At 62.0% G+C, this 24,427-nt stretch carries 21 protein-coding genes and 1 pseudogene; 18 read left to right on the top strand and 4 right to left on the bottom strand.

The features are described 5' to 3' along the window. Positions 1–5: 5 nt before the first annotated feature. On the bottom strand, positions 6–2,576 hold the full coding sequence (locus tag GZ092_RS13110) for a PAS domain-containing sensor histidine kinase (protein WP_293637011.1): 2,571 nt from the start codon (positions 2,574–2,576) through the stop codon (positions 6–8). Positions 2,577–2,857: 281 nt separating this feature from the next. On the opposite strand from GZ092_RS13110, the gene aceE reads away from it, so the two are divergent. The 4 genes from aceE (at position 2,858) to lpdA (ending at position 9,909) form a co-directional block, all read left to right on the top strand. Next, positions 2,858–5,593: a pyruvate dehydrogenase (acetyl-transferring), homodimeric type gene (gene aceE / locus GZ092_RS13105; protein ID WP_293637009.1), complete on the top strand. Its 2,736-nt coding sequence runs from the start codon at positions 2,858–2,860 to the stop codon at positions 5,591–5,593. Positions 5,594–5,637: 44 nt separating this feature from the next. Next, positions 5,638–7,353 (top strand): dihydrolipoyllysine-residue acetyltransferase, encoded by a 1,716-nt coding sequence (gene aceF, locus GZ092_RS13100; protein WP_293637008.1) that lies wholly within the window; start codon positions 5,638–5,640, stop codon positions 7,351–7,353. A gap of 85 nt (positions 7,354–7,438) precedes the next feature. After that, complete coding sequence (locus GZ092_RS13095; RefSeq protein WP_293637117.1) at positions 7,439–8,029, top strand: MFS transporter; 591 nt, start codon at positions 7,439–7,441, stop codon at positions 8,027–8,029. Next, positions 8,026–9,909 (top strand): dihydrolipoyl dehydrogenase, encoded by a 1,884-nt coding sequence (gene lpdA / locus GZ092_RS13090; RefSeq protein ID WP_293637007.1) that lies wholly within the window; start codon positions 8,026–8,028, stop codon positions 9,907–9,909. The genes GZ092_RS13095 and lpdA overlap by 4 nt, the downstream gene beginning before the upstream one ends. Positions 9,910–10,119: 210 nt before the next feature. Here lpdA and GZ092_RS13085 read toward each other — a convergent pair whose 3' ends face one another. Then, positions 10,120–10,728 carry a C40 family peptidase gene (locus GZ092_RS13085; RefSeq protein ID WP_293637006.1) on the bottom strand — a complete coding sequence of 203 codons (609 nt, stop codon included), beginning with the start codon at positions 10,726–10,728 and terminating at the stop codon, positions 10,120–10,122. A 268-nt stretch (positions 10,729–10,996) separates the two neighbouring features. Here GZ092_RS13085 and GZ092_RS13080 point away from each other — a divergent pair, with 268 nt between their 5' ends. The 7 genes from GZ092_RS13080 to GZ092_RS13050 all read left to right on the top strand — a co-directional run bounded on the left by GZ092_RS13080 (position 10,997) and on the right by GZ092_RS13050 (position 17,140). Further along, positions 10,997–12,169 (top strand): PQQ-dependent sugar dehydrogenase, encoded by a 1,173-nt coding sequence (locus tag GZ092_RS13080; RefSeq protein WP_293637005.1) that lies wholly within the window; start codon positions 10,997–10,999, stop codon positions 12,167–12,169. Between the two features lie 97 nt (positions 12,170–12,266). Further along, on the top strand, positions 12,267–13,070 hold the full coding sequence (locus tag GZ092_RS13075; RefSeq protein ID WP_293637004.1) for an ABC transporter permease: 804 nt from the start codon (positions 12,267–12,269) through the stop codon (positions 13,068–13,070). Positions 13,071–13,088: 18 nt separating this feature from the next. Beyond that, positions 13,089–14,114: an MlaD family protein gene (locus tag GZ092_RS13070; RefSeq protein WP_293637003.1), complete on the top strand. Its 1,026-nt coding sequence runs from the start codon at positions 13,089–13,091 to the stop codon at positions 14,112–14,114. After that, on the top strand, positions 14,111–14,806 hold the full coding sequence (locus GZ092_RS13065) for a hypothetical protein (RefSeq protein ID WP_293637002.1): 696 nt from the start codon (positions 14,111–14,113) through the stop codon (positions 14,804–14,806). Before GZ092_RS13070 ends, GZ092_RS13065 begins: the two co-directional genes overlap by 4 nt. Then, positions 14,803–15,105, top strand: a complete 303-nt coding sequence (locus GZ092_RS13060; RefSeq protein WP_293637001.1) for a hypothetical protein — start codon at positions 14,803–14,805, stop codon at positions 15,103–15,105. The genes GZ092_RS13065 and GZ092_RS13060 overlap by 4 nt, the downstream gene beginning before the upstream one ends. A 257-nt stretch (positions 15,106–15,362) precedes the next feature. After that, positions 15,363–15,866, top strand: a complete 504-nt coding sequence (locus tag GZ092_RS13055; RefSeq protein WP_293637115.1) for a hypothetical protein — start codon at positions 15,363–15,365, stop codon at positions 15,864–15,866. Beyond that, the gene (locus GZ092_RS13050) at positions 15,863–17,140 is read left to right on the top strand and encodes an Hsp70 family protein (RefSeq protein ID WP_293636999.1); all 1,278 of its coding nucleotides are present in this window, start codon (positions 15,863–15,865) and stop codon (positions 17,138–17,140) included. The genes GZ092_RS13055 and GZ092_RS13050 overlap by 4 nt, the downstream gene beginning before the upstream one ends. Before the next feature lie 26 nt (positions 17,141–17,166). On the opposite strand, the gene GZ092_RS13045 is transcribed toward GZ092_RS13050, so the two are convergent. Beyond that, on the bottom strand, positions 17,167–17,907 hold the full coding sequence (locus GZ092_RS13045; RefSeq protein WP_293636997.1) for a glutathione peroxidase: 741 nt from the start codon (positions 17,905–17,907) through the stop codon (positions 17,167–17,169). Positions 17,908–18,060: 153 nt separating this feature from the next. Beyond that, positions 18,061–18,252 (bottom strand): annotated as a pseudogene (locus GZ092_RS13040) (IS5/IS1182 family transposase); the annotation flags it as partial. A 745-nt stretch (positions 18,253–18,997) separates the two neighbouring features. Here GZ092_RS13040 and GZ092_RS13035 point away from each other — a divergent pair. From GZ092_RS13035 to GZ092_RS13005, 7 genes are all read left to right on the top strand, one after another. After that, positions 18,998–19,324: a CopK family periplasmic copper-binding protein gene (locus tag GZ092_RS13035; RefSeq protein WP_293636995.1), complete on the top strand. Its 327-nt coding sequence runs from the start codon at positions 18,998–19,000 to the stop codon at positions 19,322–19,324. A 51-nt stretch (positions 19,325–19,375) separates the two neighbouring features. Continuing rightward, positions 19,376–19,714, top strand: a complete 339-nt coding sequence (locus tag GZ092_RS13030; protein WP_293636994.1) for a PepSY domain-containing protein — start codon at positions 19,376–19,378, stop codon at positions 19,712–19,714. Positions 19,715–19,767: 53 nt separating this feature from the next. After that, entirely contained in the window at positions 19,768–20,364 is a 597-nt protein-coding gene (locus GZ092_RS13025) for an undecaprenyl-diphosphatase (RefSeq protein WP_293636993.1), read from the top strand. 474 nt (positions 20,365–20,838) lie between these two features. Then, on the top strand, positions 20,839–21,429 hold the full coding sequence (locus tag GZ092_RS13020) for a hypothetical protein (RefSeq protein WP_293636992.1): 591 nt from the start codon (positions 20,839–20,841) through the stop codon (positions 21,427–21,429). Beyond that, on the top strand, positions 21,420–22,091 hold the full coding sequence (locus GZ092_RS13015; RefSeq protein ID WP_293636991.1) for an ATP-binding cassette domain-containing protein: 672 nt from the start codon (positions 21,420–21,422) through the stop codon (positions 22,089–22,091). Before GZ092_RS13020 ends, GZ092_RS13015 begins: the two co-directional genes overlap by 10 nt. After that, the gene (locus GZ092_RS13010; RefSeq protein ID WP_293636990.1) at positions 22,084–22,758 is read left to right on the top strand and encodes an ATP-binding cassette domain-containing protein; all 675 of its coding nucleotides are present in this window, start codon (positions 22,084–22,086) and stop codon (positions 22,756–22,758) included. The genes GZ092_RS13015 and GZ092_RS13010 overlap by 8 nt, the downstream gene beginning before the upstream one ends. Further along, positions 22,755–24,427, top strand: a 1,673-nt coding sequence (locus tag GZ092_RS13005; protein WP_293636989.1) for an FtsX-like permease family protein, incomplete at its 3' end; no start/stop codon positions are given. The genes GZ092_RS13010 and GZ092_RS13005, both read left to right, overlap by 4 nt.

Here is a 24,427-nt window from a genome sequence, read left to right as displayed (position 1 = left end):
TTCTTCTAGGCGTTGCCGGCAGTTTCGGCGGCCAGGGTATCAGTGGCAGAGTCTGCCGGTGATACCAGGGGTATTAGCGGAATCCAGAAGGTGAACCTGCAGCCGATGACGTCGTCGCCATTGTAGAGGTTGACCGCTTCCAGCCTGCCCTGGTGGGACTCGACGATGCTGCGGCACAATTTCAGGCCAATGCCCATGCCCTCGGCCTTGGTCGAATAAAAAGCCTCGAACAATCGCTCCATGACCTCGGGTGACAGGCCCAGGCCGGAATCCAGGACCGAGAACTCCACCACGCTCTGGCCGTTGATCTGCTTGGGCAGCACCTGCAGCTCGACGTTGCGCTGGGCCGTGGGCCGGTGCGACTGGGCAATCGACTCGGCTGCATTTTTCATCAGGTTGATCAGTACCTGCTCGATCAAAATCCGGTCCACCATCAGGGCGGGCAGGCGGGCTGCAATGTGATGCGTGAGCCGCACATGGTGGCGCCGGAGTTCGATTTCCGCCAGTTCCATGGCGTTGCTCACCAATGTCGCCACCTCCGCTGAGGTGCGGTTGGGTTCGCTGCGTTTGACGAAGGCGCGGATGCGCTGGATGATCTGCCCGGCGCGCCAGGCCTGCTTGGCGGTTTTTTCCAGCGCCACCAGCAGGTCGTCGTTGCTGATCTGGTTGGCCTTGATGCGCGACACCATGCCGTTGCAGTAATTGTTGATGGCAGTCAGCGGCTGGTTCAACTCATGCGCCACGCTGGAGGCCATTTCGCCCATGGTAATGAGGCGGCTGGCGTTTTGCGCGCGTTCGTTTTGCTGGGCGGCCTGTTCCTCGGCATGGCGGCGCGGCGTGATGTCGGTGGCAATCACCATCTGCGCCAGCCGGCCATCGACCCATGTCAGGTAGCGTGAACGCACTTCCAGCCATTTGGCCAGTTCGGGAACGAATATCTCGGCATTTGCGGTCAGCGCATCGGTCAGCGCGTTGGTCGGGAAACCGGCCATGTCGTCCACCGCATCGAGGGCATCGCCCGACGGTTTCAGGGTGGGCACGCCGACCTGCGCCACCAGATTCACGTGGCCCGACGCCTGGCCGCCAAACCATGAACGGTAGAGGCGGTTGGCAAACAGCAGTTCGCTGCTGCCCATCGGCGCCACGGAAACCGCTGCGTCCAGCCCTTCAAGCACCGTGGTGAAGCGTTCGTAGGATGCGGTGAGTTCTTCGCGTATGCGCTTGGGCTCGGTGATGTCGGTCATGGACGTCATCCAGCCGGTCTGCTGGCCATGCGGGTCGATCAGCGGCGACACGTACAAACGGGCATCGAAGGTGTTGCCGTTCTTGCGCTTGACGCGGACTTCAAAACCGCCAGCCGGTGTCCTTCCGTGCAGTTCGTCTTCAAGCCGGCCCATCAGGGTGCTGATTTCCGACTCGGGCCAGTGCGGGAAGGGCGCGGTGCAGCCGACGAGTTCGTCCTCGTTCAGACCGGTCATCTGGCAAAAAGCCGGGTTGACATAAGTAATGCGGCCCTGCATGTCGAGTGCGCGCATGCCTGTGAGCATCGAGTTCTCCATCGCGCGCCGAAAATGGGTTTCGTTCTGCAGCGCTTCCTGCGCCTGAACCCGGCGCCGGGTATGGCGCCAGTTGCCCAGCAGCATCCACACGGTCAGGGCGCTCAGCGCGCTGACCAGCCAGAAAAATCCGCTGCCCACCACGCCTTGCGAGGCGCGGTAGCCTTCGGCGCGGATCAGCAGGCCGTTGCCCACGGGCGACACCGGAATTTCGTATTTGGCCGCGTCTTCGGTCCAGGGCAGGAGCCGCGCCGCGCCATTGCGGGGCGGCGGCAGGTTGCCCGCCAGCACTGTCGCCTTGTCGTCCACCAGGGCAACGGCGTACTTGGCCGTGATTTCGGTGGGAATGCCAAAGCGCAGCAGCCCGTCCACCGAATACTCGCCCATGATCACGCCGGCAAACCGGCCCTGTTCGTCAAGCGGAACCTGTAGCTGCAGGCTCGCTGCGTTGGAGCGCCGCGTGTCCTGCACGAACAGCGGTCTGGAGTAAACCGGCTGGCGCAGGTCCCGTGCCAGTTCGTAGGTGCCATCGGTCTCACCCAGCTTGAGCTGCTCGCCGACAGTGCGCGATCCGATGAAATTCGCACTCGGTGAAACATACGAAGCCTTGATACGCCGCCGGTTGTCGATCCAGCTGATGGCCATCAATTCCGGATTCTGGTTGACCAGCGCTTCGGCCTGGATCATGAATTCTTCAGCATCCATCTCGTGGTTGGACACGTCCCGGCCGATGCGCATCATTTGCTCCTGCCGTTCCAGCAGCCGCAGCCGGAGGCGTTGCTGGGCATATTCGACATCGCGGGTGACGGCCTGCTGTTCTCGGTCTATCTCTTCAATCCGCAGGTAACCGAAAGCGGCGATCACGGCGGCCAGAAAAAGAACCACGGCAAACAGCGGCCCCAGCGCAATGAACCGGTCCTGGCGGGACGGCGACTGCTTGCGCCACCAGCGCCGCCAAAGCGGCATGGCCACTGGATTGGCCGTGGCGTCGGTAGAGGGGGAAAGCGGAAACTGGGACATGGGAAAAATTGCTGATCTTAGAGGAAAAAGGTGCTCATGACAGATTCAGATGCGGATTCATAAGTTCAATGTAAGGAAGACATGCATTGGTTTCAAAATGCTAAAAATTTCATAATGCAAAATCAATAAGCACTATTTGAAATTTACAAATAATTGTGAGAAACTAGGGAATTAAACCTAATTTCGGTTTAAAAACAGGTCCTATTCGCACCCTCTGCAGGTCCGGCATCGCCTTGCATGGGTTCAAAGTAACAAGCAAAAAGATTTATTCAGGAGACAACATGGCAGCCAATCCAGACGAAACCCAGCAAACCGGAATTTCCCCAGCAGGTGCTCCCGTTGAGCCTGTGCAGGACAAAGACACGCAGGAGACGCGCGAATGGATGGATGCGCTTTCCGCCGTCATTGAAAACAACGGCCCCGAGCGCGCCCACTTCCTGCTTGAGCAACTGCTCGAACATGCCCGCCAGAACAGCATCGACATGCCTTTTTCGGCCAACACGGGTTATGTCAACACCATCGAGACCGACCAGGAAGAGCGCTCACCCGGCAACCTGATCATCGAGCAGCGCCTGCGCGCCTACATGCGCTGGAACGCCATGATCATGGTGGTCAAGGCCAACCGTCTGCACCCCGCCGATGGCGGCGACCTGGGTGGCCATATTGGTTCGTTCGCCTCGCTGGCCAGCCTGTTTGGCGCCGGCTTCAACCATTTCTGGCATGCCGAGAGCGAAAACCACGGCGGCGACTGCCTCTATATTCAGGGCCATGTGTCGCCCGGCGTCTATGCCCGTGCCTACCTTGAAGGCCGCCTGAGCGAAGAGCAATTGCTCAATTTCCGCCAGGAAGTCGATGGCAAGGGCTTGTCGAGCTACCCGCATCCAAAGCTGATGCCCAGTTTCTGGCAGTTCCCCACGGTGTCGATGGGCCTGGGTCCGCTGATGGCGATTTACCAGGCCAGGTTCCTCAAATACCTGCATGCGCGCGGCATTGCCAACACCGAAAACCGCAAGGTGTGGGTATTCCTGGGTGACGGTGAAATGGACGAGGTGGAGTCGTTGGGCGCCATCGGCCTGGCATCGCGCGAAAAGCTCGACAACCTGGTGTTCGTCATCAATTGCAACCTGCAGCGGCTCGACGGCCCGGTGCGCGGCAACGGCAAAATCATCCAGGAACTCGAAGGTGAATTCCGGGGTGCCGGCTGGAACGTCATCAAGCTGATCTGGGGCTCTGGCTGGGATCCGCTGCTGGCGCGCGACAAGGACGGTGCGCTCAAGAAGATCATGATGGAATGCAACGACGGCGACTACCAGTCGTTCAAGGCCAACGACGGTGCCTATGTCCGCAAGCACTTCTTTGGCCGCGACCCGCGCACGCTGGAGATGGTTGCCAACATGAGCGACGACGACATCTGGAAACTCACGCGCGGCGGTCATGACTCGCAAAAAGTTTATGCAGCCTTTCATTCGGCCGCGAACCACACCGGCCAGCCGACGGTTCTACTGGTCAAGACCGTCAAGGGTTTTGGCATGGGCAAGATTGGCGAGGGCAAGAACAATGTCCACCAGACCAAAAAACTGGGCGACGAGGACATCAAGGCCTTTCGCGACCGTTTCAACATTCCGATTCCCGACAGCCAGCTGACCGAACTGCCGTTCTACAAGCCGGCGGACGACACCCCCGAAATGCAGTATCTGCACGAGCGTCGCAAGGCACTCGGTGGCTACCTGCCGCATCGCCGCACCAAGGCCGATGAACACTTCACCGTGCCAGCCATCGAGACCTTCAAGGCCGTAATGGAGCCGACTGCGGAAGGCCGCGAAATCTCGACCACCCAGGCCTATGTGCGTTTCCTGACGCAGCTGCTGCGCGACCAGGCGCTCGGCCCGCGTGTCGTGCCCATCCTGGTTGACGAAGCGCGCACCTTCGGCATGGAAGGCTTGTTCCGCCAGATCGGCATCTACAACCCGGCCGGTCAGCAGTACACCCCGGTCGACAAAGACCAGGTGATGTACTACAAGGAAGACAAGAAGGGCCAGATCCTGCAGGAAGGCATCAACGAGGCTGGCGGCATGAGCAGCTGGATCGCGGCGGCCACGTCGTACAGCACCAACAACCGCATCATGGTGCCGTTCTACGTGTACTACTCGATGTTCGGTTTCCAGCGTGTCGGCGACCTGGCCTGGGCGGCGGGCGACATGCAGGCACGCGGCTTTTTGCTCGGCGGCACCTCGGGCCGCACCACGCTGAACGGCGAAGGCCTGCAGCATGAAGACGGCCACAGCCATATCCTGGCCGGCACGATTCCGAACTGCATTTCATACGATCCGACCTATGCGCACGAAGTCGGCGTCATCCTGCACCACGGCCTCAAGCGAATGGTCGAGCGCCAGGAAAATGTCTATTTCTACATCACGCTGTTGAACGAGAACTACGCCATGCCCGGCCTGAAGCCTGGCACCGAAGAGCAGATCATCAAGGGAATGTACCTGTGCAAGGAAGGCCCCCAGCTGGCGCCGACAGTGCAATTGCTCGGCTCGGGCACCATCCTGCGCGAATCGATCGCGGCGCAGGAACTGCTGGAAAAAGAGTGGGGCGTTTCGGCCAATGTGTGGAGTTGCCCGAGCTTCAACGAACTGGCACGCGACGGCCAGAACACCGAACGCTGGAACCTGCTGCATCCGCTGGAAACCCCGCGCACCTCGTTCGTCGAGGACCAGTTGCAAGCCCATGCCGGCCCGGTCATTGCGTCGACCGACTACATGAAGGCCTATGCCGAGCAGATTCGCTCCTATGTTCCCAAGGGCCGCACCTACAAGGTGCTGGGCACTGACGGCTTTGGACGCAGCGACTTCCGCAGCAAGCTGCGCGAGCACTTCGAGATCAACCGCCACTACATCGTCGTGGCCGCCCTGAAGGCGCTCAGTGAAGAGGGTACGGTGCCGGTTGCCAAGGTGGCCGAAGCGATCCAGAAGTACGGCATCAATGCCGACAAGATCAATCCGCTTTACGCTTGACGTAAAAAATTCAGTCCAAGACGCAAGCAAACGGAGACAAGAACATGGCATTGGTAGATATACAAGTCCCTGACATCGGCGACTTCGACGAAGTCACGGTGATCGAACTGCTGGTCAAGCCCGGCGACACCGTGACGGCCGAGCAGTCGCTGATCACCGTCGAGTCCGACAAGGCCTCGATGGAAATCCCGTCCAGTCACGCCGGCGTGGTCAAGGAAGTCAAGGTCAAGCTCGACGACAAGGTCAGGCAAGGCTCGGTCGTGCTGACGCTGGAAGTCGAAGGCGCTGCGGAATCAGAGCCAAAACAGGCTTCTGCGCAAGCTGCGCCTGCTGCTGAAGCTCCTAAAACCGAAGCACCCGCTGCACCTGCGCCTGCCGCGCCAGCCGCAGCCCCGGCAGCATCGGCGCCTGGTCCGGTCGAAGTGAAGGTGCCGGACATTGGCGACTTCAAGGATGTGGTTGTGATCGAGGTGCTGGTCAAGACGGGCGACACCGTCAAGGTCGAGCAATCGCTGGTCACGGTCGAGTCCGACAAGGCCTCGATGGAAATCCCGTCCAGTCACGCTGGCGTGATCAGGGAACTCAAGGTCAAGCTGGGCGACACCGTCAACATTGGCGATCTGCTGGCGATCCTGGAAGGCTCGGCTACAGCGGTGACAAGTGCGCCTGCAGCGGCACCTGCCGCTGCCCCGGCGGCTTCCGCTCCAGCCGCCACTGTGTCGGCACCTGCTGCGCCGGCGACCAGTGCGGCAGCCGCTTTACCAGCCACCGCGCAGACCCAGCCCGCGCATGAACCCATGGCAGCAACTTCCACCAGCCTGCCGCATGCGTCGCCTTCGGTGCGCAAGTTCGCCCGCGAACTGGGCGTGCCGCTGGCCGAACTCAAGGGCTCCGGTCCCAAGGGCCGCATCACGCAAGACGATGTGCAGGCTTTCACCAAGGCGGTGATGGCCGGGGACACCCGTACCCAGGCGCAGTCGGCCAAGACGCCCGCGCCTGTTGCTTCGGGCGGCGGCACCGGTGCCGGCCTGGACCTTCTGCCCTGGCCGAAGGTCGATTTCACCAAGTTCGGCCCGGTCGAGCGCCAGCCGCTGTCGCGTATCAAGAAGATCAGCGGCGCCAACCTGCACCGCAACTGGGTGATGATTCCGCACGTCTGCAACCACGACGACGCCGACATCACCGAACTCGAAGCCTTCCGCGTGCAGATGAACAAGGAAAACGAAAAGTCTGGCGTCAAGATCACCATGCTGGCTTTCCTGATCAAGGCCTCGGTGGCCGCGCTCAAGAAGTTTCCGCAGTTCAATGCCTCGCTCGACGGTGACCAGCTGGTGCTCAAGCAATATTTCAATATTGCTTTTGCCGCCGACACGCCGAACGGCCTGGTCGTGCCGGTGATCAAGGACGCCGACAAGAAAGGCATCATCCAGATCTCGCAGGAAATGGGCGAACTGGCCAAGAAAGCGCGCGACGGCAAGCTCGGTCCGGCCGACATGCAGGGCGCGTGTTTCACGATCTCGTCGCTGGGCGGTATTGGCGGGCGCTATTTCACACCCATCATCAATGCGCCTGAAGTCGCGATCATGGGCGTGTGCAAGAGCCGCATCGAGCCGGTCTGGGATGGCAAGGCTTTCCAGCCGCGCCTGATGCAGCCGCTGTCGCTGAGCTGGGACCACCGCGTGATCGATGGCGCGGCGGCGGCGCGTTTCAATGCATATTTCGGCCAGGTTCTGGCGGATTTCCGTCGCGTCATGCTATGACCCCCACGCTCCCCGCTTCGTGTGGTTCGCTGCCCCCCGAGGGGGCGCACCCTTGCTTGGGGCGGCCCGGCGCGGCGGGCAGCCTGTGACAACGCTGGTGGTGGTCAGGAAAGCGGGTCAGGTGGTGATGGCTGCCGACACGCTGGTGACCTTTGGCGATACCCGCCTGAGCCACCGCTTTGAAGCCAACAGCAAGATTTTCAAGGTCGAGACGCCCCAGGGTGTCAGTTACATCGGCATGGCCGGCACCGTGGCGCACTTTCCCGTGCTGCGCAAGGCCATGTCGACACTGCCCCCAGAGGAACTCCGGCTGAACAGCCGCGAAGAGGTGTTCGACACCTTCCTCAGGCTGCATTCCCTGCTCAAGGAATCTTTTTTCCTGCAGAGCAAGGAAGACGACAACGACCCCTACGAGTCCAGCCAGTTCACCGTGCTCATTGCCAACGCCACCGGCATTTATGGCCTATACAGCTACCGAGAAGTCTTCGAGTTCAAGGAATTCTGGGGCGTGGGCTCGGGCCGCAGCTTTGCGCTGGGCGCGATGCACGCCATCTGGGCCAAGGCCAGGACCGCCCGCGAGGTGGCCCTGGCCGGAATGAACGCCGGTTGCGAGTTCGACAAGAATTCCGGCGGACTGATTGACGTATTCACCCTCAAACTGAAAGCCTCCTCATGAGTGCCTCTGCAAACCTCATCGACATCAAGGTGCCCGACATTGGCGACTTTGACGAAGTTTCCGTCATCGAAGTGCTGGTCAAGCTAGGTGACACCATCAAGCCCGAGCAAAGCCTGATCACCGTGGAAAGCGACAAGGCATCCATGGAAATTCCGTCGTCGCAAGGCGGCGTGGTCAAGGAAATCAAGGTCAAGCTTGGCGACATGGTCAAGCAGGGCTCGGTTGTGCTGACCCTGGAAGTCGCTGGCGCCGCGAATGCGGCTGCTGCTCCGGCTGAAGAACCAAAACAGGCATCTGCGCAGGCTGCACCTGCACCAGCCGCTCCTGAAAAAGTAGCGCCTGCTGTTGCCGCACCAGCCGTAACGCCCGCGCCAGCCGCCGCCAGCTTTGGCGGCACGGCCGAACTGGACTGCGACCTGCTGGTGCTCGGCGCCGGCCCTGGCGGCTATTCGGCGGCCTTTCGCGCCGCCGACCTGGGCCTCAAGGTCGTGCTGGTCGAGCGTTACGCCGCGCTGGGTGGCGTCTGCCTGAACGTTGGCTGCATTCCTTCGAAGGCTTTGCTGCATGTCGCCGCCGTGATGGACGAGGTCAGCCACATGGCGGCGCTGGGCGTGGATTTTGGCGCGCCCAGCGTCAACATCGACAAGCTGCGCGGCCACAAGGAAAAGGTCGTCAACAAGCTGACGGGCGGGCTGGCTGCGATGGCCAAGATGCGCAAGGTCACTGTCGTGCGCGGCTACGGCGCTTTTGTCGGCGCCAACCACCTGGAAGTCGAGGAAACCAGCGGCACGTCGCAGGAAAAAACCGGCAAGAAGCAGACCATCGGCTTCAAGAACTGCATCATTGCCGCGGGCTCACAAGCCGTGCGCCTGCCCTTCATGCCCGAAGACCCGCGCGTGGTGGACAGCACCGGCGCGCTGGAGCTGAAGGAAGTCCCGAAGCGCATGCTGATTCTGGGCGGCGGCATCATCGGCCTGGAAATGGGCACGGTGTACAGCACGCTCGGCGCGCGCCTGGACGTGGTGGAAATGCTCGACGGCCTGATGCAGGGCGCCGACCGCGACCTGGTCAAAATCTGGCAGAAGATGAATGCGCCGCGCTTTGACAACATCATGCTCAAGACCAAGACGGTAGGTGCCCGGGCCACGCCCGATGGCATCGAGGTGACGTTTGAAAGCGCCGAGCCGGGCGGTACCGCGCCTGCGCCGCAAACCTACGACCTGGTGCTCCAGGCCGTGGGCCGCAGCCCCAACGGCAAGAAGATCGCCGCTGAAAAAGCCGGCGTCACCGTGACGGACAGGGGCTTCATCAACGTCGATATCCAGATGCGCACCAACGTGCCGCACATCTTCGCCATCGGCGACATCATCGGCCAGCCGATGCTGGCGCACAAGGCGGTGCATGAAGCGCATGTGGCGGCCGAAGTGATTGCCGGCGAACTGCAGGGCAACAAGGAACTGGCCAGCGCCGCGTTTAACGCCCGCGTGATCCCGAGCGTCGCCTACACCGACCCGGAAGTGGCATGGGTCGGCCTGACCGAAGACCAGGCCAAGGCGCAGGGCATCAAGGTCAAGAAGGGTCTGTTCCCGTGGACGGCCTCGGGCCGCGCGATTGCCAACGGCCGCGACGAAGGCGTGACCAAGCTGCTGTTCGATGACAGCCCGGAAGCGCACGGCCACGGCAAGATCCTGGGCGGCGGCATGGTCGGCACGCATGCCGGCGACATGATTGGCGAGATTGCCCTGGCAATTGAAATGGGCGCCGATGCGGTCGATATCGGCAAGACGATCCACCCGCATCCGACGCTGGGCGAGAGCATCGGCATGGCGGCGGAAGTCGCGCACGGCAGTTGCACGGATTTGCCGCCCGCGCGGAAATAGTCATTGCCGGCGCCATGCCGGTTTGAAAGTTCTGTAAAAAGCAAAGCGCCTCGTGCCCTGTCGAACGGCCACGGGGCGCCTGGATTTTGTATGTCGCTGAAATTTCAGCCGAATACAAACGAAAAAGCCGCCTTGCGCATACGGTGTATGCACAGGCAGCTATCAAAAATGAATGCTCCTTGCGCTATCGGCAAGCGCGGACCGTGCGATTCAGCGAATCGTGGCAGCGTCGCCGAATGAAGTGACGACTGGCATCGCTGGCGTCGGATTGACCGACTCGGCCGCATTGCTGATCACGCGCCGTGCGCCATTGAAGCGGTTCTGCCAGTAGCTGCCGCCCATACTCTCCAACCTGACTTCGGCGCCAGCCCGGGGTGCGTGAATGAACTTGCCGTTGCCGACATAGATGCCGACATGGCTGAAGGCGCGCCGCATGGTGTTGAAAAACACCAGGTCGCCGGGTTGCAGGTCGGTCTGGTCTATTTTCTGCGTGGCAGCCGCCTGTTGCTCGGCCTTGCGGGGCAGCAGCAAGCCAATGCTTTGCTGGTACACCGAGACCACCAGACCACTGCAGTCAAATCCGGTGTCGGCATCGGTCCCTCCCCATTTATAGGGAACCCCCAGGAATCCCATGGCATTGACGACCAGCTCGGACGCTTTTTGGCTGACGTTCTGGCGGACATGGTCAATTTTGTTCAGAAGGCCCCGGTCGGCGAGCAGCCTGTCAATCTCGTCGCTGGAATTGGCGGGGGTTGCATGGACGCTCAGTGTGCAAAGTGCAGCAAAGGCCAGGACGAGTACGGAGGGGAAAATTCGCATGGCGCCGAGCATACTTGAGGGACTGGTCCTACGTCAATAAAAATTACTATCCTATTTTCTTTTCTTGTAGTTAAAGTTTCTTGTATTTGGATGAAAAATTCGTTGCTTTTTTTATGGAGTGTTGGGTTTTTGAAGACTACTGGCAGTCCATACGCTAAGCCTGACCCAGCTCATCCAGAATCAGTCCATGTTGCATGCCTGTACTGTCTTGAACTATTCCCGTCAGCCCACGTCAGAAAAGCATCCAAAAAATTCAAGGGGTCACAAGATGCTTTCAGTCTTGAACTTGCGGGTGCTTCCTGCCGCCATTGCCATCGTTTCAAGCCTGCTGGCGACTGGGGCGCAGGCACAGGAAGTTCGTGCCGACATCGTCGCATCGGGGCTGCAAAACCCGTGGGCGCTGGCGTTCCTGCCTGACGGACGCTTTTTGGTCACCGAACGTGCCGGCCGCTTGCGCTTGCTGGCTGCCGATGGGAAGGCGTCAGCAAGCGTGGCCGGCCTGCCGGAGATAGCGGCGGGCGGGCAGGGCGGCCTGCTCGATGTGGCGCTGGACAGTGACTTTTCCCGCAACCGCACCCTGTATTTTTGCTATTCGGAGCCTGCCCCCACCGGTCGGGCCAACAGCACGGCCCTGGCCAGTGCCAGCTTGAGCGATGACGGCGCGCGGCTGGAAAATCTCAAGGTGCTTTTCAGCCAGAAACCGAAAGTTGCCAGTTCGGCCCACTTCGGTTGCCGCATTGTTGAAAGCCGCGCACCGGGCGCGAATGGCCAGCCCGACGGCAAGCTCTTCCTGACGCTGGGCGAGAGGTTTTCACGCAAGGAGGATGCGCAAAAACTCGACAACCACCACGGCAAGATCGTGCGCATCAACAAGGATGGCTCGGTGCCTGCCGACAATCCCTTTGCCGGCAAGGCGGGCGCATTGCCCGAAATCTGGAGCTATGGCCACCGCAATGCCCAGGGAGCCACGCTTGCGCCCGATGGCATGTTGTGGATGCATGAGCACGGGCCGCAGGGCGGCGACGAAATCAACCTGCCCCGGCCGGGCGCGAACTACGGCTGGCCGGAGATCACTTATGGCGAAAACTACGGCGGCGGCAAGATCGGCGAAGGCCTGAGCCGCAAGTCCGGCATGGAGCAGCCGCTGCATTACTGGGTTCCGTCGATTGCACCGTCCGGCATGGCCTTTCTGACCAGCGAGCGTTATGGCAAAGCCTGGCAGGGCAACCTGTTTGTCGGGTCGCTCAAGTTTTCCTACCTGGACCGGATCGAACTCTCGGTGCCCTTCGGCGGCAAGGTGGTTCGCGAGCACAAGCTGCTGACCGATGTCGGCGAGCGCATCCGAGACGTGCGGCAAGGCCCCGATGGCCTGCTGTATGTGCTGACCGACAGCAGCAATGGCAAGCTCATCCGGCTGCTGCCTGAAGCGCCAGGCAAGTGAAAGCGCGGCGTCAAGGCCGATGACGTGCCGCACACCGGTGACGCCTGCAGGGAAGTTTCACGTTTTGGCTGAATGAACGCCCCGTTATCATGCAGGCATGACTCCAAGCACGCCCTTGCACAGCCGCCTGACCCAGACGGGTCGGTCTGCCCGGCAGTGGTTCACCGAATGGTGGCAGCTGGTGCATCTGGGCGCCGTGATCCTGGTGCTGGCCCTTTCGCCGTCCAGCTACAGCCGCGAAAACCGGCGGGTCCTCGGACGCCATGTCTACACCAGCACGGCGCCGGTGCTGCTCGGGTTTTCGCTGCTCTGTGCGCTGGTGACGGTGGTGCTCACCCGCATCGTGATGGTGACGGCGCTGAGTTATGGCCTGTCCCAATATGCGCTGCAACTGGTGATTCGTGTGCTGGTGCTGGAGTTGATTCCTTTGACGGCAGCGCTGTTTGTTGCGCTGCGCTGCACGATTCCCGATGGTGCCGAACTCACCGCCCTGCAGGCCAGTGGCGAACTCGACGACATGCGCCGGCAGGGCGTTGAGCCGATACGCCGCGAAGTGCTGCCGCGCGTGGTGGCGGGCATGTTTGCCGGCATCACGCTGGCCGCGCTGAGCTGCGTGGTGGCGCTGGTCGTGGCCTATGTGGCGGTGTACGGATTCGTCGTGTCGGGTCTGGCGGGCTACACCCGGCTGTTCGGCCAGGTGTTCACGCCGGCCGTCACGCTGATCTTTGTGCTGAAGACGGTATTTTTTTGCCTGGCCGTTTCGCTGATTCCGATGGCTTCGGCCCTGTACGGCATGCGCGGGTCCAGTATCCGCTCCAGTGCCGAAATGCGCGGGCTGGTTCGCATGTTTGCCGTTTTGCTGCTCGTTGAAGTGGCTTCGCTGGTTGGCAATTATTACTGAGCCTGAGACACACTTTTCATGAGTTCACCTTCCGATTCGTCCCCGCCGCTGCTGCCGCCTGTTGGCCAGAGCCCGGCGCAGCCTGCGCGCCTGCCGGACAGCATCGCGCCTGAAAACATGGCCGGCCTGGAATTCAAGGCTCGGCTGCTGCTGCTGTTCATGCTGCTGCTGGTCTGCGGTTCGGCACTGTATGTGCTGTATGCACGCGGTGCGTTTGAAAGTACCCAGCGACTGGTGCTGATGGCCGAGGATTCCGAAGGCGTCGTGGTCGGCATGGACATGACCTTTGCCGGCTTCCCGATCGGCCGGGTGCGCCGCATCGAACTGGCCGAAGACGGCAAGGCGCGCATCCTGGTCGATGTGGCACAAAAGGACGCCCACTGGCTGCGCAGCAGCAGCGTTTTCACGCTCGTCAAGGGCATTGTCGGCGGCCCCAATATCCGTGCCTATACCGGATTGCTGAACGATCCGCCCCTGCCCAAGGATGCGGTCCGAACCGTTTTGCAGGGCGACGCCAGCGCAGAAATTCCCAGGGTCATTGCTGCCGCCAAGGAACTGATCGATAACCTCAACAGCCTGACGGGCAGCAGCGGCTCGGTGGGCGCCAGCCTGGCCAACCTGCAGGTCCTGACCGGACGGCTCAACGGACCCGGCGGCGCACTGACGGTGCTGTTCGGCAGCGAGGCCGAGGCCAAAAAGTTTTCTGCCACGCTGGACCGCACCAATGCGCTGCTGGCCAAGCTCGACGGCATCGCGGCCAAGACCGACACGCAGGTGTTTGGCGACAAGGGCGTGCTGCTAGAGGCCCGCGCCACCGCCCGGCAGCTGAACGCCATGCTGGGCGAGGCGCGCACCAGCCTTCAAAAGGTCGATGCCATCCTGGTCAATGCGCAGGCCATCTCGTCGAATGCCAGGGAAGCCACCAACGACCTGGGCGCCTTGCGCGGCGACGTCGAGGCCAGCCTGCGCAAAGTCGAAGGCCTGGTCAGCGAGATCAACCGCAAATGGCCGTTTGCCCGGGATGCAGAAATGAAGCTGCCATGAAAAATTGCCCTGTGACGATGAAGCTGGCATTTGCACTCAGCACCGTTTTGATCCTGGCCGCTTGCAGCAGCGGACCCAGGCCGCCGGACTGGCAAGTCGAAGCCAAGGGTTCGATGGAGCGTTCCGTTACCGCCTACATGGAAGGCAACCGCCGCGTCGAAGCCGCTGAACTGGCGCGTGCGCGCAGCCAGTTGTCGCGCACCGGCCGGCCCGACCTGCTGGCCACCGCCGAACTCCTGCATTGCGCCAGCCGGGTGGCCAGCCTGGTGTTCGAGCCTTGCGCGGGCTTCGAGCCGCTCCGGACTGATGCGACAGCCTCCCAGCGCGCCTATGCCGACTACCTGCAGGGACAAGTACAAGCTGAAACCATCGCCTTGCTGCCGCAAGCCCAGCGCGCTGCAGCGGCAGGGGATGCCGGCGCGGTCCCGGGCATTGCTGATCCGCTGTCGCAACTGCTGGCGGCGGGCGTGTTGCTGCAGACCGGCCGCGCCAGTCCGTCGGTGATCGCACTGGCGATCGACACCGCCTCCGCCCAGGGCTGGCGGCGTCCGCTGCTGGCCTGGCTGGGCGTTCAGCTGCAGCGGGCAGAGCAGGGCGGCGATGCGCAAGAGACGGCCCGCCTGCGCCGGCGTATCACCATCGCCCAGGGCCCGGATGCGACCGTGAAAGAATTCGGGAAGAAAGAAAAATGAGCTACACCCTCAGGCTTTATGCCTTCGAAGACGCCAGCCCGCAGCAGCTGCAGGCCGCAGAGCAGCGTTTTCGCAAGGCTCTGGATGCGTCGCTGGGCGACGCCAGCCTGGTGGCGCCGGTGTATGCCGCGTATTGCCGGATGGTGACGATCTACGGCGAACATCCGTCGCAAGACGTCTTGTCGCCCGAAGAGTTTGAAATCTTCACCCAGTGGCAGGCAGCCGAAGCTGCCGCACTGACCGCCGCCCTGGGACCACACCGCTACATGGGTGATGCGCAGTTCGAGATAAGCCCTTGATCCGGCTGGCACCTTCTTTTAGATTTAAAAGCAATGTTTCTGGCATCAAATAGGCCATTTCCGCAAGACTGGTGTACGAAGTTAGCTATGAATTAAGTAGCTAAAATCCTTGCTGTACCTTGAGCCTGGCCACAAGGTGAATCGGCTTTCAGGCCGACAGTAAAATCCGCATCCCATGCCGAACCCCTTTTGTAAATGCCCTTTTGCGGCGTGATTTTTGACCTGAGTGAAGCGCCTTGACTGATCCCCACCCAACCCTGCCCGCCTCCGACGACGAATGTTCTTCAACCGACCCCGCCAAAATCCAGGAGCCCCGCCTGTGGAGCGGCGACGGCTGGACCGCCAGGGTCATCAAGAACGAAGACGACGACGGCTGGGCCGTGGCCATGATCAAGGACGGCGAGCCCGAACCGGCGCTGATCGGTCCCTGGACCATGGGGCGCGACAAGAAGAACCCCAAGCCGCTGGACGTCAATGCCTTCAACACCCTGGTCAAGACGGCCTCGGAATTTGTGCGCCGGCATGAGCAGCAACTGCATGCCACCTTGCACCAGCGCATCACGGTGACGGCGAATGCCGCACGCATCACGGTGTCGCTCGACATTGTTCCCGATGAAGACCATCCGCATGCGGTCCTGAGCGCCCACGATGACACCGGTGAACTGCTGGCCGAAGTGCGTGTGGCGCCGTCGTTCACGCTGAATCGCACCAGCGCTGTTGCCTGGGCCGAAGGCGGCTTCATCAAGCCGGCCGGGCGATGAGCGCCCCGCTGGAGCAAACGGCGGCCGTGGCCGCCTGCGGCATTGACTTTGGCACGTCCAACTCCACCGCCGGCTGGAGCCGGCCTGGCCAGCGCGCCTTGCTGGCGCTGGAGGACGGCAAGCTGACGCTGCCCTCGGTGATCTTTTTCCATGCCGAAGACGCGCATGTCAGCTATGGCCGCGCGGCATTGGCCGATTACCTCGAAGGCCATGAAGGCCGCATGATGCGATCGCTCAAAAGCCTGCTCGGCACGTCGATGATGGACGAGCACACCGAGGTGGCGGGACGCGCCGTGCCGTTCCGGGCGCTGCTGGCCCAGTTCATCGGCGAACTCAAGCGCCGGGCCGAAGGGGCAGCGGGGCAGGAATTCAACCGCGCAGTGCTGGGCCGGCCGGTATTTTTTGTCGATGACGACGCCGCCGCCGACCAGCGCGCCCAGGACACGCTGGAAGACATTGCCCGCCGGGCCGGCCTGCGCGACATTGCCTTTCAGTACGAACCGATCGCGGCCGCGTTTGACTACGAGTCACAAATCTCGCGCGAGGAACTGGTGCTGGTGGTGGACATTGGCGGCGGAACGTCCGATTTCACCCTGATTCGGGTCGGTCCCGAGCGTGCCAGGCAAGCCGAGCGGCGGGGCGACATCCTGGCGACCAGCGGCGTGCACATTGGTGGCACCGATTTCGACAAGGCCCTGAGCCTGGCCAGCATGATGCCGATGCTGGGGTTGGGCAGCCTGCTGAAAAGCGGGCGCGAAATGCCGTCAAGCCATTATTTCAATCTGGCCACCTGGCACACCATCAACCTGGCCTATACCAAAAAAGCCTGGGCGCAAATAACCGAATTGCACCGCGATGCAGCGGACCGTCCCAAGATGGAACGGCTGCAAAACCTGGTCAGGGAACGCGCCGGCCACTGGCTGGCGCTGCAGGTCGAGGGCGCCAAGATTGCCCTGTCGGATGCCGATGTGGCGCAGATCGACATCGGAAGAATCTCGGCGGGTGACACCGTGACCCTGCACCGGGCAGAACTGGACCAGTCGATTGACGGGCTGGTGAACACTGTCGAGCAGACGGTTGCCCGGCTGCTGGTCGATGCGGGCATTACTGCAGCAGGCATCGACACGGTGTTTTTCACCGGCGGCTCCAGCGGCGTTCCCTTGCTGCGCGAACGGGTGCTGGCGCTGACGCCGCAGGCCCGGTGCGTTGAAGGCGACCTGTTCGGCAGCATCGGCGCCGGTCTGGCGCTCGATGCGCAGCGAAAGTTTGCCTGAACGTGCGTTTTGCCTGAATGTCGGGTTTACTGGCCGCGCTTGGCCAGCCAGGCTTCCAGGTCTTCAGACCCACCGATTTTCTGACCGCCGCAGAACACCTGTGGCGCGGTTCCTGCGCCGGAAACGGCGTACAGGCTGCGCGACGTAATGCCATGGCCCAGCGAGATTTCCTCGAAGCGCAGGCCTGCCTCCCGCAGTAGCGACTTGGCCTTGGCGCAAAACGGGCAGCCGGGCTTGGTGAACACCGTGATCGGCTCGGGTGCCTTGGCGCCCGGAGCGAGGTAGGCGAGCATGGTGTCGGCATCGGACACTTCAAACGGGTCGCCTTCCTTTTCCGGCTCGATGAACATTTTTTCAATGATGCCGTTTTTGACCAGCATCGAGTAGCGCCATGAGCGCTTGCCGAATCCGAGGCTGCTCTTGTCCACCAGCAGGCCCATGCCTTCGGTGAATTCGCCATTGCCGTCGGGAATCAGCGTGAGGTTTTCCGCTTCCTGCGCCTGGCCCCATTCGTTCATCACGAAGGCGTCGTTGACCGACATGCACACCACGTCATCAATGCCATGCGCCTTGAAGGTGTTGGCCAGTTCGTTGTAGCGCGGCAGGTGGGTGGACGAGCAGGTCGGCGTGTAGGCGCCGGGCAGCGAGAACACCACGACGGTCTTGCCATCGAACAGGTCGGCACTGGTGATGTCAACCCATTTGTCGTTCTTGCGGGTTTTGAAAGTGGCTTGTGGGACGTGTTGTCCTTCTTTGTTCGGCAGCATGGTGATCCTTGGTTGGGTGATAAGACGCGCTAAGCATTCAGCCGGCCAGTGTGCCACGCAAATTCTCCAATCAATTCGGGTCTAGTTTTTTACACGCCAGAGGGTTTGAAAACATGTTCACGCTCTCCCGAGAAATAAAGCCGGGAAAGTGGCTTAAACAAACTGCAAGCTGGTATTGATCAACCGCTCACAGTTATTACAAAACCGCCTGTTCTTGACCCGTCAGGCAAAGCAGCGCTCGACTACCCAGCGCTTGAGGATGACTGCAAACTTGTTCAGATCGGTGCGCCTGGCTATCTGCACAGTGACCTCTTCACCCAAGGCCGCGCTAACACCCTGCGCAAAAGACTCGCCGGTAGATCAACCGTCACTTTGGAGCGCCGGACTGCTTTCGATGTGAGCGTTGTAGTTCGCATCCAGCCCAACGAAGACGAACTTTGCATGCTCCGGTCGCGTGCCTTTGCAGGACCTGGCTCGGAAAATCTCCGTAAGCTTTTGGCTGGGACAAGGGTGGAACAAGGCTGGTACACGTCCGCATGCTGGGACAAGTCACTGCATGGTGCCAGTGGCGTAACCGGGCCTTCTCCATCTGCGGAATGTTCTGCGGGCTTGACCGTCAACGAGAGGCTGGACCGCCACCGCAAGATTTTGGGGAAATCTCTCTTCGGGTCCGGCTGCCGTTGTTGATGCATTAACGGCGAAGGACCACTGTCAGTCGTTAACTATTATCCAAATTCCCTGTGCAAATATCCGCATTGGGCCGCAACCGGCCCACCCATTCGTCAGCCGTCCCCGACAGGCATTATGCGAATCAGGCAGCCCACAGCAAATTTTCTGTCAAGGCGACCAGGACGAGCACCGGCTTGACCGTTGGTTTGCGCAGCGCATGCACCACGCGACTCGCAGGACAGCGCAGTTTTTGTCCATGCCCTCAAGCGCTGTGCCGCCTCCTTGCGACCAATGCGCAGGCTGCGAAAGACGCTTACGCCAGTGCGGCCAGTGCTTTTTGAAGGGCTCAGTCTGCGCTAAGTCTCAACTCCTATTCTCCAAATCACGCAAATGTCTGCGTGCAATTCACTGGAGAAACAGCATGTTCAAGTCCATCAAATCTGTCGCACTTATTACCATTCTCGTCACTACTGCGGTGGCGGCAAGTGCCAGCACCCAAACCACCGCCTCCTTAGCCGCTGCATCTGGATTTTCCTGGAATCAAGGTAACTTTGAAAAGGTCGTTTCGCTCAAGGACGGCTCATCCTTGCACGAGTACAGCGACGGCAGGATGGCGCTGGAAAGTTCATATGGAAGGGCTGTGTCAAAACCTGTTGGCCAGGTCGTTTACGCCATGGACGGCAGCGCCATCACCATCACCAGCAACGAAGTTGCACGGCTCTCGAAACAGCTGCGAATCCATCCTTGATCTGAATTTCAAGTCTCACCCATTCGACTATTTATCTCAAAGGACATCACTATGCTTCGCTATACAAAAATTGCTATTGCAGGCGTCGTATTGGCTGCCACCGGTATCGCGACTTACGCCGCAACCCGTATGGAAAACGATGCAGCATCCCTGCCGGCCACGAAAATTTCACTGAGCCAGGCAGTCGCTGCTGCCGAGCAACAGACCAACGGCCGGGCAACCCGTGCCGAGCTTGAGCACACCAAAAGCGGCATTGTTTTTGACGTCGAAGTCGTCAGTGGCGCCAAGGTGTTCGATGTCAGGGTCGATGCCGACAAGGGCACGGTCATCTCGTCCGCCGAAGACAAAGCCGACCACGAGAACGACGACGACCACGACAAAAAAGACTGACTTGCCCAGTAAGTTGTGCTGCCCTGGAAGGGGCAGCACAACCACACCAATATATGGAACACCTGAACCAAACTCTCTTTTTATGGCTCGCTGCGCCAGTGCACCCTGGCATGCTGATGCTGGCCCTGGCTAAATTTTTCGGCGAATACGCGATTTTTGTAGTGCCGCTGCTGTTGGCCACAGGCTGGCTGCGCGGCAGCGAACACAGCCGCAAAGTCTGGCTCGAAGCCAGCGCGTCGATGCTGGCGGGCCTGCTCATCAACCAGTTCATTGCGCTGGTGTGGCCGCATCCCCGGCCTTTCATGCTGGGCCTGGGCCACAACCTCATCTCCCATGCGGCCAACTCGTCGTTTCCGAGTGACCACCTGACGGGGCTATGGGCTTTTTCGTTCAGCTTGCTGATGCACCGCAGCCAGCGCATGACGGCCATAACGCTGATCTTGCTGGGCCTGCCAATGGCCTGGGCACGCATTTACTTGGGCGTTCACTTTCCGCTGGACATGCTGGGCGCGGCGCTGGTGGCCGGTTTGAGTGCCTCGCTGGCGCTACTTGGAGCGCGGCTTTATATGGAGCCCGTCTACCGCCTCGTCATCGCCATTCATTGCTCGCTTTTTGGCAAGCTCATTGAATGGGGATGGGTAACCAAATGAGCGGCCTATGGCTGGGCTAAGTTTGGCCGTTCAGACTTGCGGGGTTTCCATGTCAACTCATCCCGGATCGCCCTATGAATACTTCGCCATCCCGATCAACACCCAACGGGCTCAATAAAGTGCGAGTCAGCGGTCTTAACTTGCTGCTCGACCCAAGAAATAGCTGGTACTGCCCGCTTGGAGCCGGTGCCCGTGCTGAACGCGCACACTGGTTGGCGCAGTCGCCGCTGTGGGACCTGCATACCTTGATTGAGAGCTTCTCAAGTCCGCTTGAAACGCCCGTGTGGACCGAGAGAATGAGCGTCTCGCAACGAGGGGTCCACGGTCAAAAACGACATACCGCCTCGGCGGCGCCCCAATGTTCGCGAACGCACAGGCGGGGGCCTGCAAGAGACCTAATTTTCGACGATTCACTTTTTCTGATTGGCCAGTGAACTATCCAAAAATCGCAACCATCCGAAAGCTTTGCACATCATGTTGAACCGCACCCTTGCTTCCCTGTTTCTCGTCGCCTGCGCCTGCGCTGCGGCGCCGCTCGCGCTGGCCCAATCCGGCGGCGCGCCACTTACTCCACTGCAACAGCCGCTCGCCGCGGAAAAGAATCCTCCCGGCGACATCCCCGACAACCAGGCCTTCGTCACCTTCAAGTCACCTCTCGGCTTTTCTATCAAGGTGCCCGAGGGTTGGGCGCGTCGCGAAGGACCCGCTACGGTCAGCTTCATCGACAAATACAACGCATTGCAGGTGGTGGTCGTGCCCCGCGCCGCCGCGCCGAAGATGGCCAGCCTCAAGGCCAACGAAATTGCCGATCTCGAGAAGTCGCCGAAAGCCGTCCGTGTCGCCAGCGTCAAGCAAGTCGCATTGACCGCGGGGCCGGCCTTCATCGTCCACTACGGCGCCAACTCCGACCCGAATCCGGTGACCAACAAGGCGATCCGCCTGGATGCCGCCAAGTACTACTTCTGGAAGGCCGGCAAGCTTGCGACGTTGACGTTATCGGCGCCCGCTGGCACCGATAACGTCGACCAGTGGCAGCTGATGGCCGGGAGCTTCACATGGCAATGACAGTCTGCATCGAGGCCTTCGAGTTGTACCGTTTCTTCCACGCCGGAGACTCGGAAACACTCGCCCTGCGCGGTGTGAGCCTGGATCTGGCGGCCGGCGAGATGGTGGCGTTACTGGGCGAATCGGGCAGCGGCAAATCGACGCTGTTCAACTGCTTGGCGGGCCTGGATGAGCCCGATGGCGGCCATGTCGACCTGCTCGGCGAGCGCCTGACGCGGCGCCCCGAAGCCCAGCGGGCCCAGCGCCGCGCCAGTGGCATCGGCATCCTAATGCAGGCGCACAACCTGATCCCTTCGCTGCATCTCGCCGACAACATGGCGTTAGCAATGCAGATCGCCGGCAAGCCCGACCGTGCCCGCGCCGCGCACCTGTTCGAGCAACTCGGGCTGACCGGCCATACGTCGGCGCGACCGGCACAACTATCGGGTGGTGAAGTGGCACGCGCAGGCCTGGCGGTCGCGCTCGCGGCCGCGCCGCAGGTGCTGCTGGCTGACGAGCCGACCGGCGAGGTCGATGCCGCCACCGAGGCGCTGGTGCTCGCGGTCTTCGACGAACAGCGCGCGGCGGGCACCGCAATCCTGATCGCCACCCACAGCGAGGCGCTTGCCGCGCACGCCGACCGTGTCGTGCGCATGCGCGACGGAAGGATCGTCGATGTCTGAAACTTTCGTAACGGCGGTCAATGTGGCACGCCGCTTCCAGCAAGGCGATGTATCACTCGAAGCGCTGCGTCCCGCCACATTCACGATACGTGCCGGCGACCGCATCGCCATCGTCGGTGCGTCGGGCAGCGGCAAGTCGACGCTGTTGCAGTTGATCGCCGACCTCGACACGCCCTCCAGCGGCACGCTGAACTGGCCCGCGCTCGGAGCCTCTGGCACGCTGCGCCCGCGCCACATCGGCATGGTGTTCCAGTCGGCAAGCCTGCTGCCTGCACTGAGCGCGATCGAAAACGTCGAGGTGCCGCTGCGGCTCCTGGGAGAGACAGCCGCACCTCGCGAGGCTGCGCTGGCAGCGCTCGCCAGCGTTGGCCTCAGCGGCATCGCCGACAAGCTGCCCGACGAGCTCTCCGGCGGCCAGGCGCAGCGCGTCGGGCTGGCGCGCGCGATCGCGCTGCGACCACGCCTCGTCCTCGCCGACGAACCCACCGGCCAGCTCGACCAACCGACGGCGCAGCGGGCGATGGACGCGCTGCTTGATTCGCTCGCCGACAGCGACGCGGCCCTCGTCGTCGCGACCCACGACCCTGTCGTGGCGCAGCGCCTGCACACCGTCTGGCGCATGGATCACGGCCTGTTGACGCTGCCGGCATCGGAGACGACGCCATGATCGGCCTGTGGCTCAAAAGCACCCTGGTCGGCCGCACCGGTCGCCTCATTGGCAGCATCGTCGGCCTTGCCCTGACCGTCGCCTTGCTGGCGTCGCTCGGCACCTTCGTGGCCGCGTCGGCGCAAAGCATGGCGCGCCGCGCTATCGCCAACGTGCCGGTCGACTGGCAGGTACTGATGACGCCTGCCGCCGATGACGTGCGCGTGAATGACGCGATCCGCAAGGCGACAACGCCGGTTGCGCTAAGCAGTGTTGGGTATGCCGACAGCGCCGGGCTGAGCGCGACCACTGGCAACACCACCCAGACCACGGGCGCCGGTCAGGTCGTCGGCATGGAACCTGGCTACACCGCGCGCTTCCTGGATCAGGTTCGCGTCGTGCTCGGCACGGCAGACGGCGTATTGATATCAACCCAGACCGCGACCAACTTGCATGTCACGGTGGGCGACACAGTCATCGTGCTGCGTATCGGCGTGCCGCCGGTGGATGTGCGCATCGCTGGCGTCGTCACACTGCCGAACGCCGATTCGATGTTCCAGGCGATCGGCGTGCCCAAAGGCACTGCCCCTCAGGCACCGCCCGACAATGTGCTGTTGATGCCGATGGCCACGTGGCACACGCTGTTCGACGCGCAGCGCAGCGTGCGACCCGACACGGTACGCACCCAACTTCACATTCGGCTCGACCACGCCACGCTGCCCTCTGATCCGGCCACCGCGTATGTGCAGGTGCTCGGCTTGGCAAACAACGTCGAGGCCCATGTCGCCGGCAGCGCTGCCATTGCCAACAACCTGGCGGCGCGCCTAGACGGCGTGCGCGCCGATGCGCTGTATGCGCGGGTGCTATTCCTGTTTCTCGGTGCGCCTGGGGTCGTGCTCGCGCTGCTCGTGACGCTAGCCGTCACGTCCTCGGGCGCCGATCGCCGCCGCCGCGAGCAGGGACTGCTGCGCATTCGCGGCGCCTCGGTCGGAACGCTCGTACGCCTGGCTGCATGGGAGGCGGCCGCGATGGGCAGCGCCGGTGTACTGCTGGGCTTGGCCATTGCTGCGTTCACTGTGCGCCTGTCGTGGCAGGTCACTGACGCGGCGCTTGCCGCCCCCTCGTTCGCGCTGGCAGCGCTGCTCGGATTCGCGCTTGCCATAGCGGCCTTCGTGCTGCCGTCGTGGCGCGAGGCCACCGGCTCGACGGTGGCCGCGTCGCGCTCGGAGTTTGCGCCGCGCAGCACGCCGCTGTGGCAACGCGTCTACCTCGACCTGATCCTGCTCGTGATCGGCGCTGCGGTGTTCTGGAACGTCGCGCAAACGGGCTACCACATCGTGCTGGCAACCGAGGGCGTCGCGCAAACCTCGGTGCGCTACGAAGCCTTTCTTGCCCCGCTGTGCCTGTGGCTGGGCGCTGGCCTGTTATGGGTTCGGCTTGGCCGGTTCGCGCTGGGCCGTGGCGTGGCTCGCCTGGCCGGCTGGGTTCCCGGCGCGGGCGCGTTGGCGCCGTTGATCTCGGCCTCACTGGCGCGCCAGCGCAACCGCATCGCAGGCGCCGCAACGTTGGTCTCGCTGGCCTTCGCTTTCGCAACTGCAACGGCGATCTTCAACACCACTTACGACACCCAGGCGCGCGTCGATGCCGAGCTCACCAATGGTGCCGATGTGGCGGTTACGGGCACCACCGC

This window comes from Polaromonas sp., from assembly GCF_010365105.1.
Lineage (GTDB): Bacteria > Pseudomonadota > Gammaproteobacteria > Burkholderiales > Burkholderiaceae_C > Polaromonas.
The sequence above is the reverse complement of the archived record's forward strand: the minus strand, read 5'-3'. Positions and strand labels throughout refer to the sequence as shown.

Excerpts from the sequence above, each read along its gene's own strand:
- GZ092_RS13020 (WP_293636992.1), top strand. The coding sequence starts at position 20,839 with ATGTTGAACCGCACCCTTGCTTCCCTGTTTCTCGTCGCCTGCGCCTGC.
- GZ092_RS13085 (WP_293637006.1), bottom strand. The coding sequence starts at position 10,728 with ATGCGAATTTTCCCCTCCGTACTCGTCCTGGCCTTTGCTGCACTTTGC.
- GZ092_RS13015 (WP_293636991.1), top strand. The coding sequence starts at position 21,420 with ATGGCAATGACAGTCTGCATCGAGGCCTTCGAGTTGTACCGTTTCTTC.
- GZ092_RS13045 (WP_293636997.1), bottom strand. The coding sequence starts at position 17,907 with ATGCTGCCGAACAAAGAAGGACAACACGTCCCACAAGCCACTTTCAAA.
- GZ092_RS13050 (WP_293636999.1), top strand. The coding sequence starts at position 15,863 with ATGAGCGCCCCGCTGGAGCAAACGGCGGCCGTGGCCGCCTGCGGCATT.
- GZ092_RS13075 (WP_293637004.1), top strand. The coding sequence starts at position 12,267 with ATGACTCCAAGCACGCCCTTGCACAGCCGCCTGACCCAGACGGGTCGG.
- GZ092_RS13065 (WP_293637002.1), top strand. The coding sequence starts at position 14,111 with ATGAAAAATTGCCCTGTGACGATGAAGCTGGCATTTGCACTCAGCACC.
- GZ092_RS13025 (WP_293636993.1), top strand. The coding sequence starts at position 19,768 with ATGGAACACCTGAACCAAACTCTCTTTTTATGGCTCGCTGCGCCAGTG.
- GZ092_RS13110 (WP_293637011.1), bottom strand. The coding sequence starts at position 2,576 with ATGTCCCAGTTTCCGCTTTCCCCCTCTACCGACGCCACGGCCAATCCA.
- GZ092_RS13070 (WP_293637003.1), top strand. The coding sequence starts at position 13,089 with ATGAGTTCACCTTCCGATTCGTCCCCGCCGCTGCTGCCGCCTGTTGGC.
- lpdA (WP_293637007.1), top strand. The coding sequence starts at position 8,026 with ATGAGTGCCTCTGCAAACCTCATCGACATCAAGGTGCCCGACATTGGC.
- GZ092_RS13030 (WP_293636994.1), top strand. The coding sequence starts at position 19,376 with ATGCTTCGCTATACAAAAATTGCTATTGCAGGCGTCGTATTGGCTGCC.
- GZ092_RS13080 (WP_293637005.1), top strand. The coding sequence starts at position 10,997 with ATGCTTTCAGTCTTGAACTTGCGGGTGCTTCCTGCCGCCATTGCCATC.
- GZ092_RS13010 (WP_293636990.1), top strand. The coding sequence starts at position 22,084 with ATGTCTGAAACTTTCGTAACGGCGGTCAATGTGGCACGCCGCTTCCAG.
- aceE (WP_293637009.1), top strand. The coding sequence starts at position 2,858 with ATGGCAGCCAATCCAGACGAAACCCAGCAAACCGGAATTTCCCCAGCA.
- GZ092_RS13060 (WP_293637001.1), top strand. The coding sequence starts at position 14,803 with ATGAGCTACACCCTCAGGCTTTATGCCTTCGAAGACGCCAGCCCGCAG.
- aceF (WP_293637008.1), top strand. The coding sequence starts at position 5,638 with ATGGCATTGGTAGATATACAAGTCCCTGACATCGGCGACTTCGACGAA.
- GZ092_RS13035 (WP_293636995.1), top strand. The coding sequence starts at position 18,998 with ATGTTCAAGTCCATCAAATCTGTCGCACTTATTACCATTCTCGTCACT.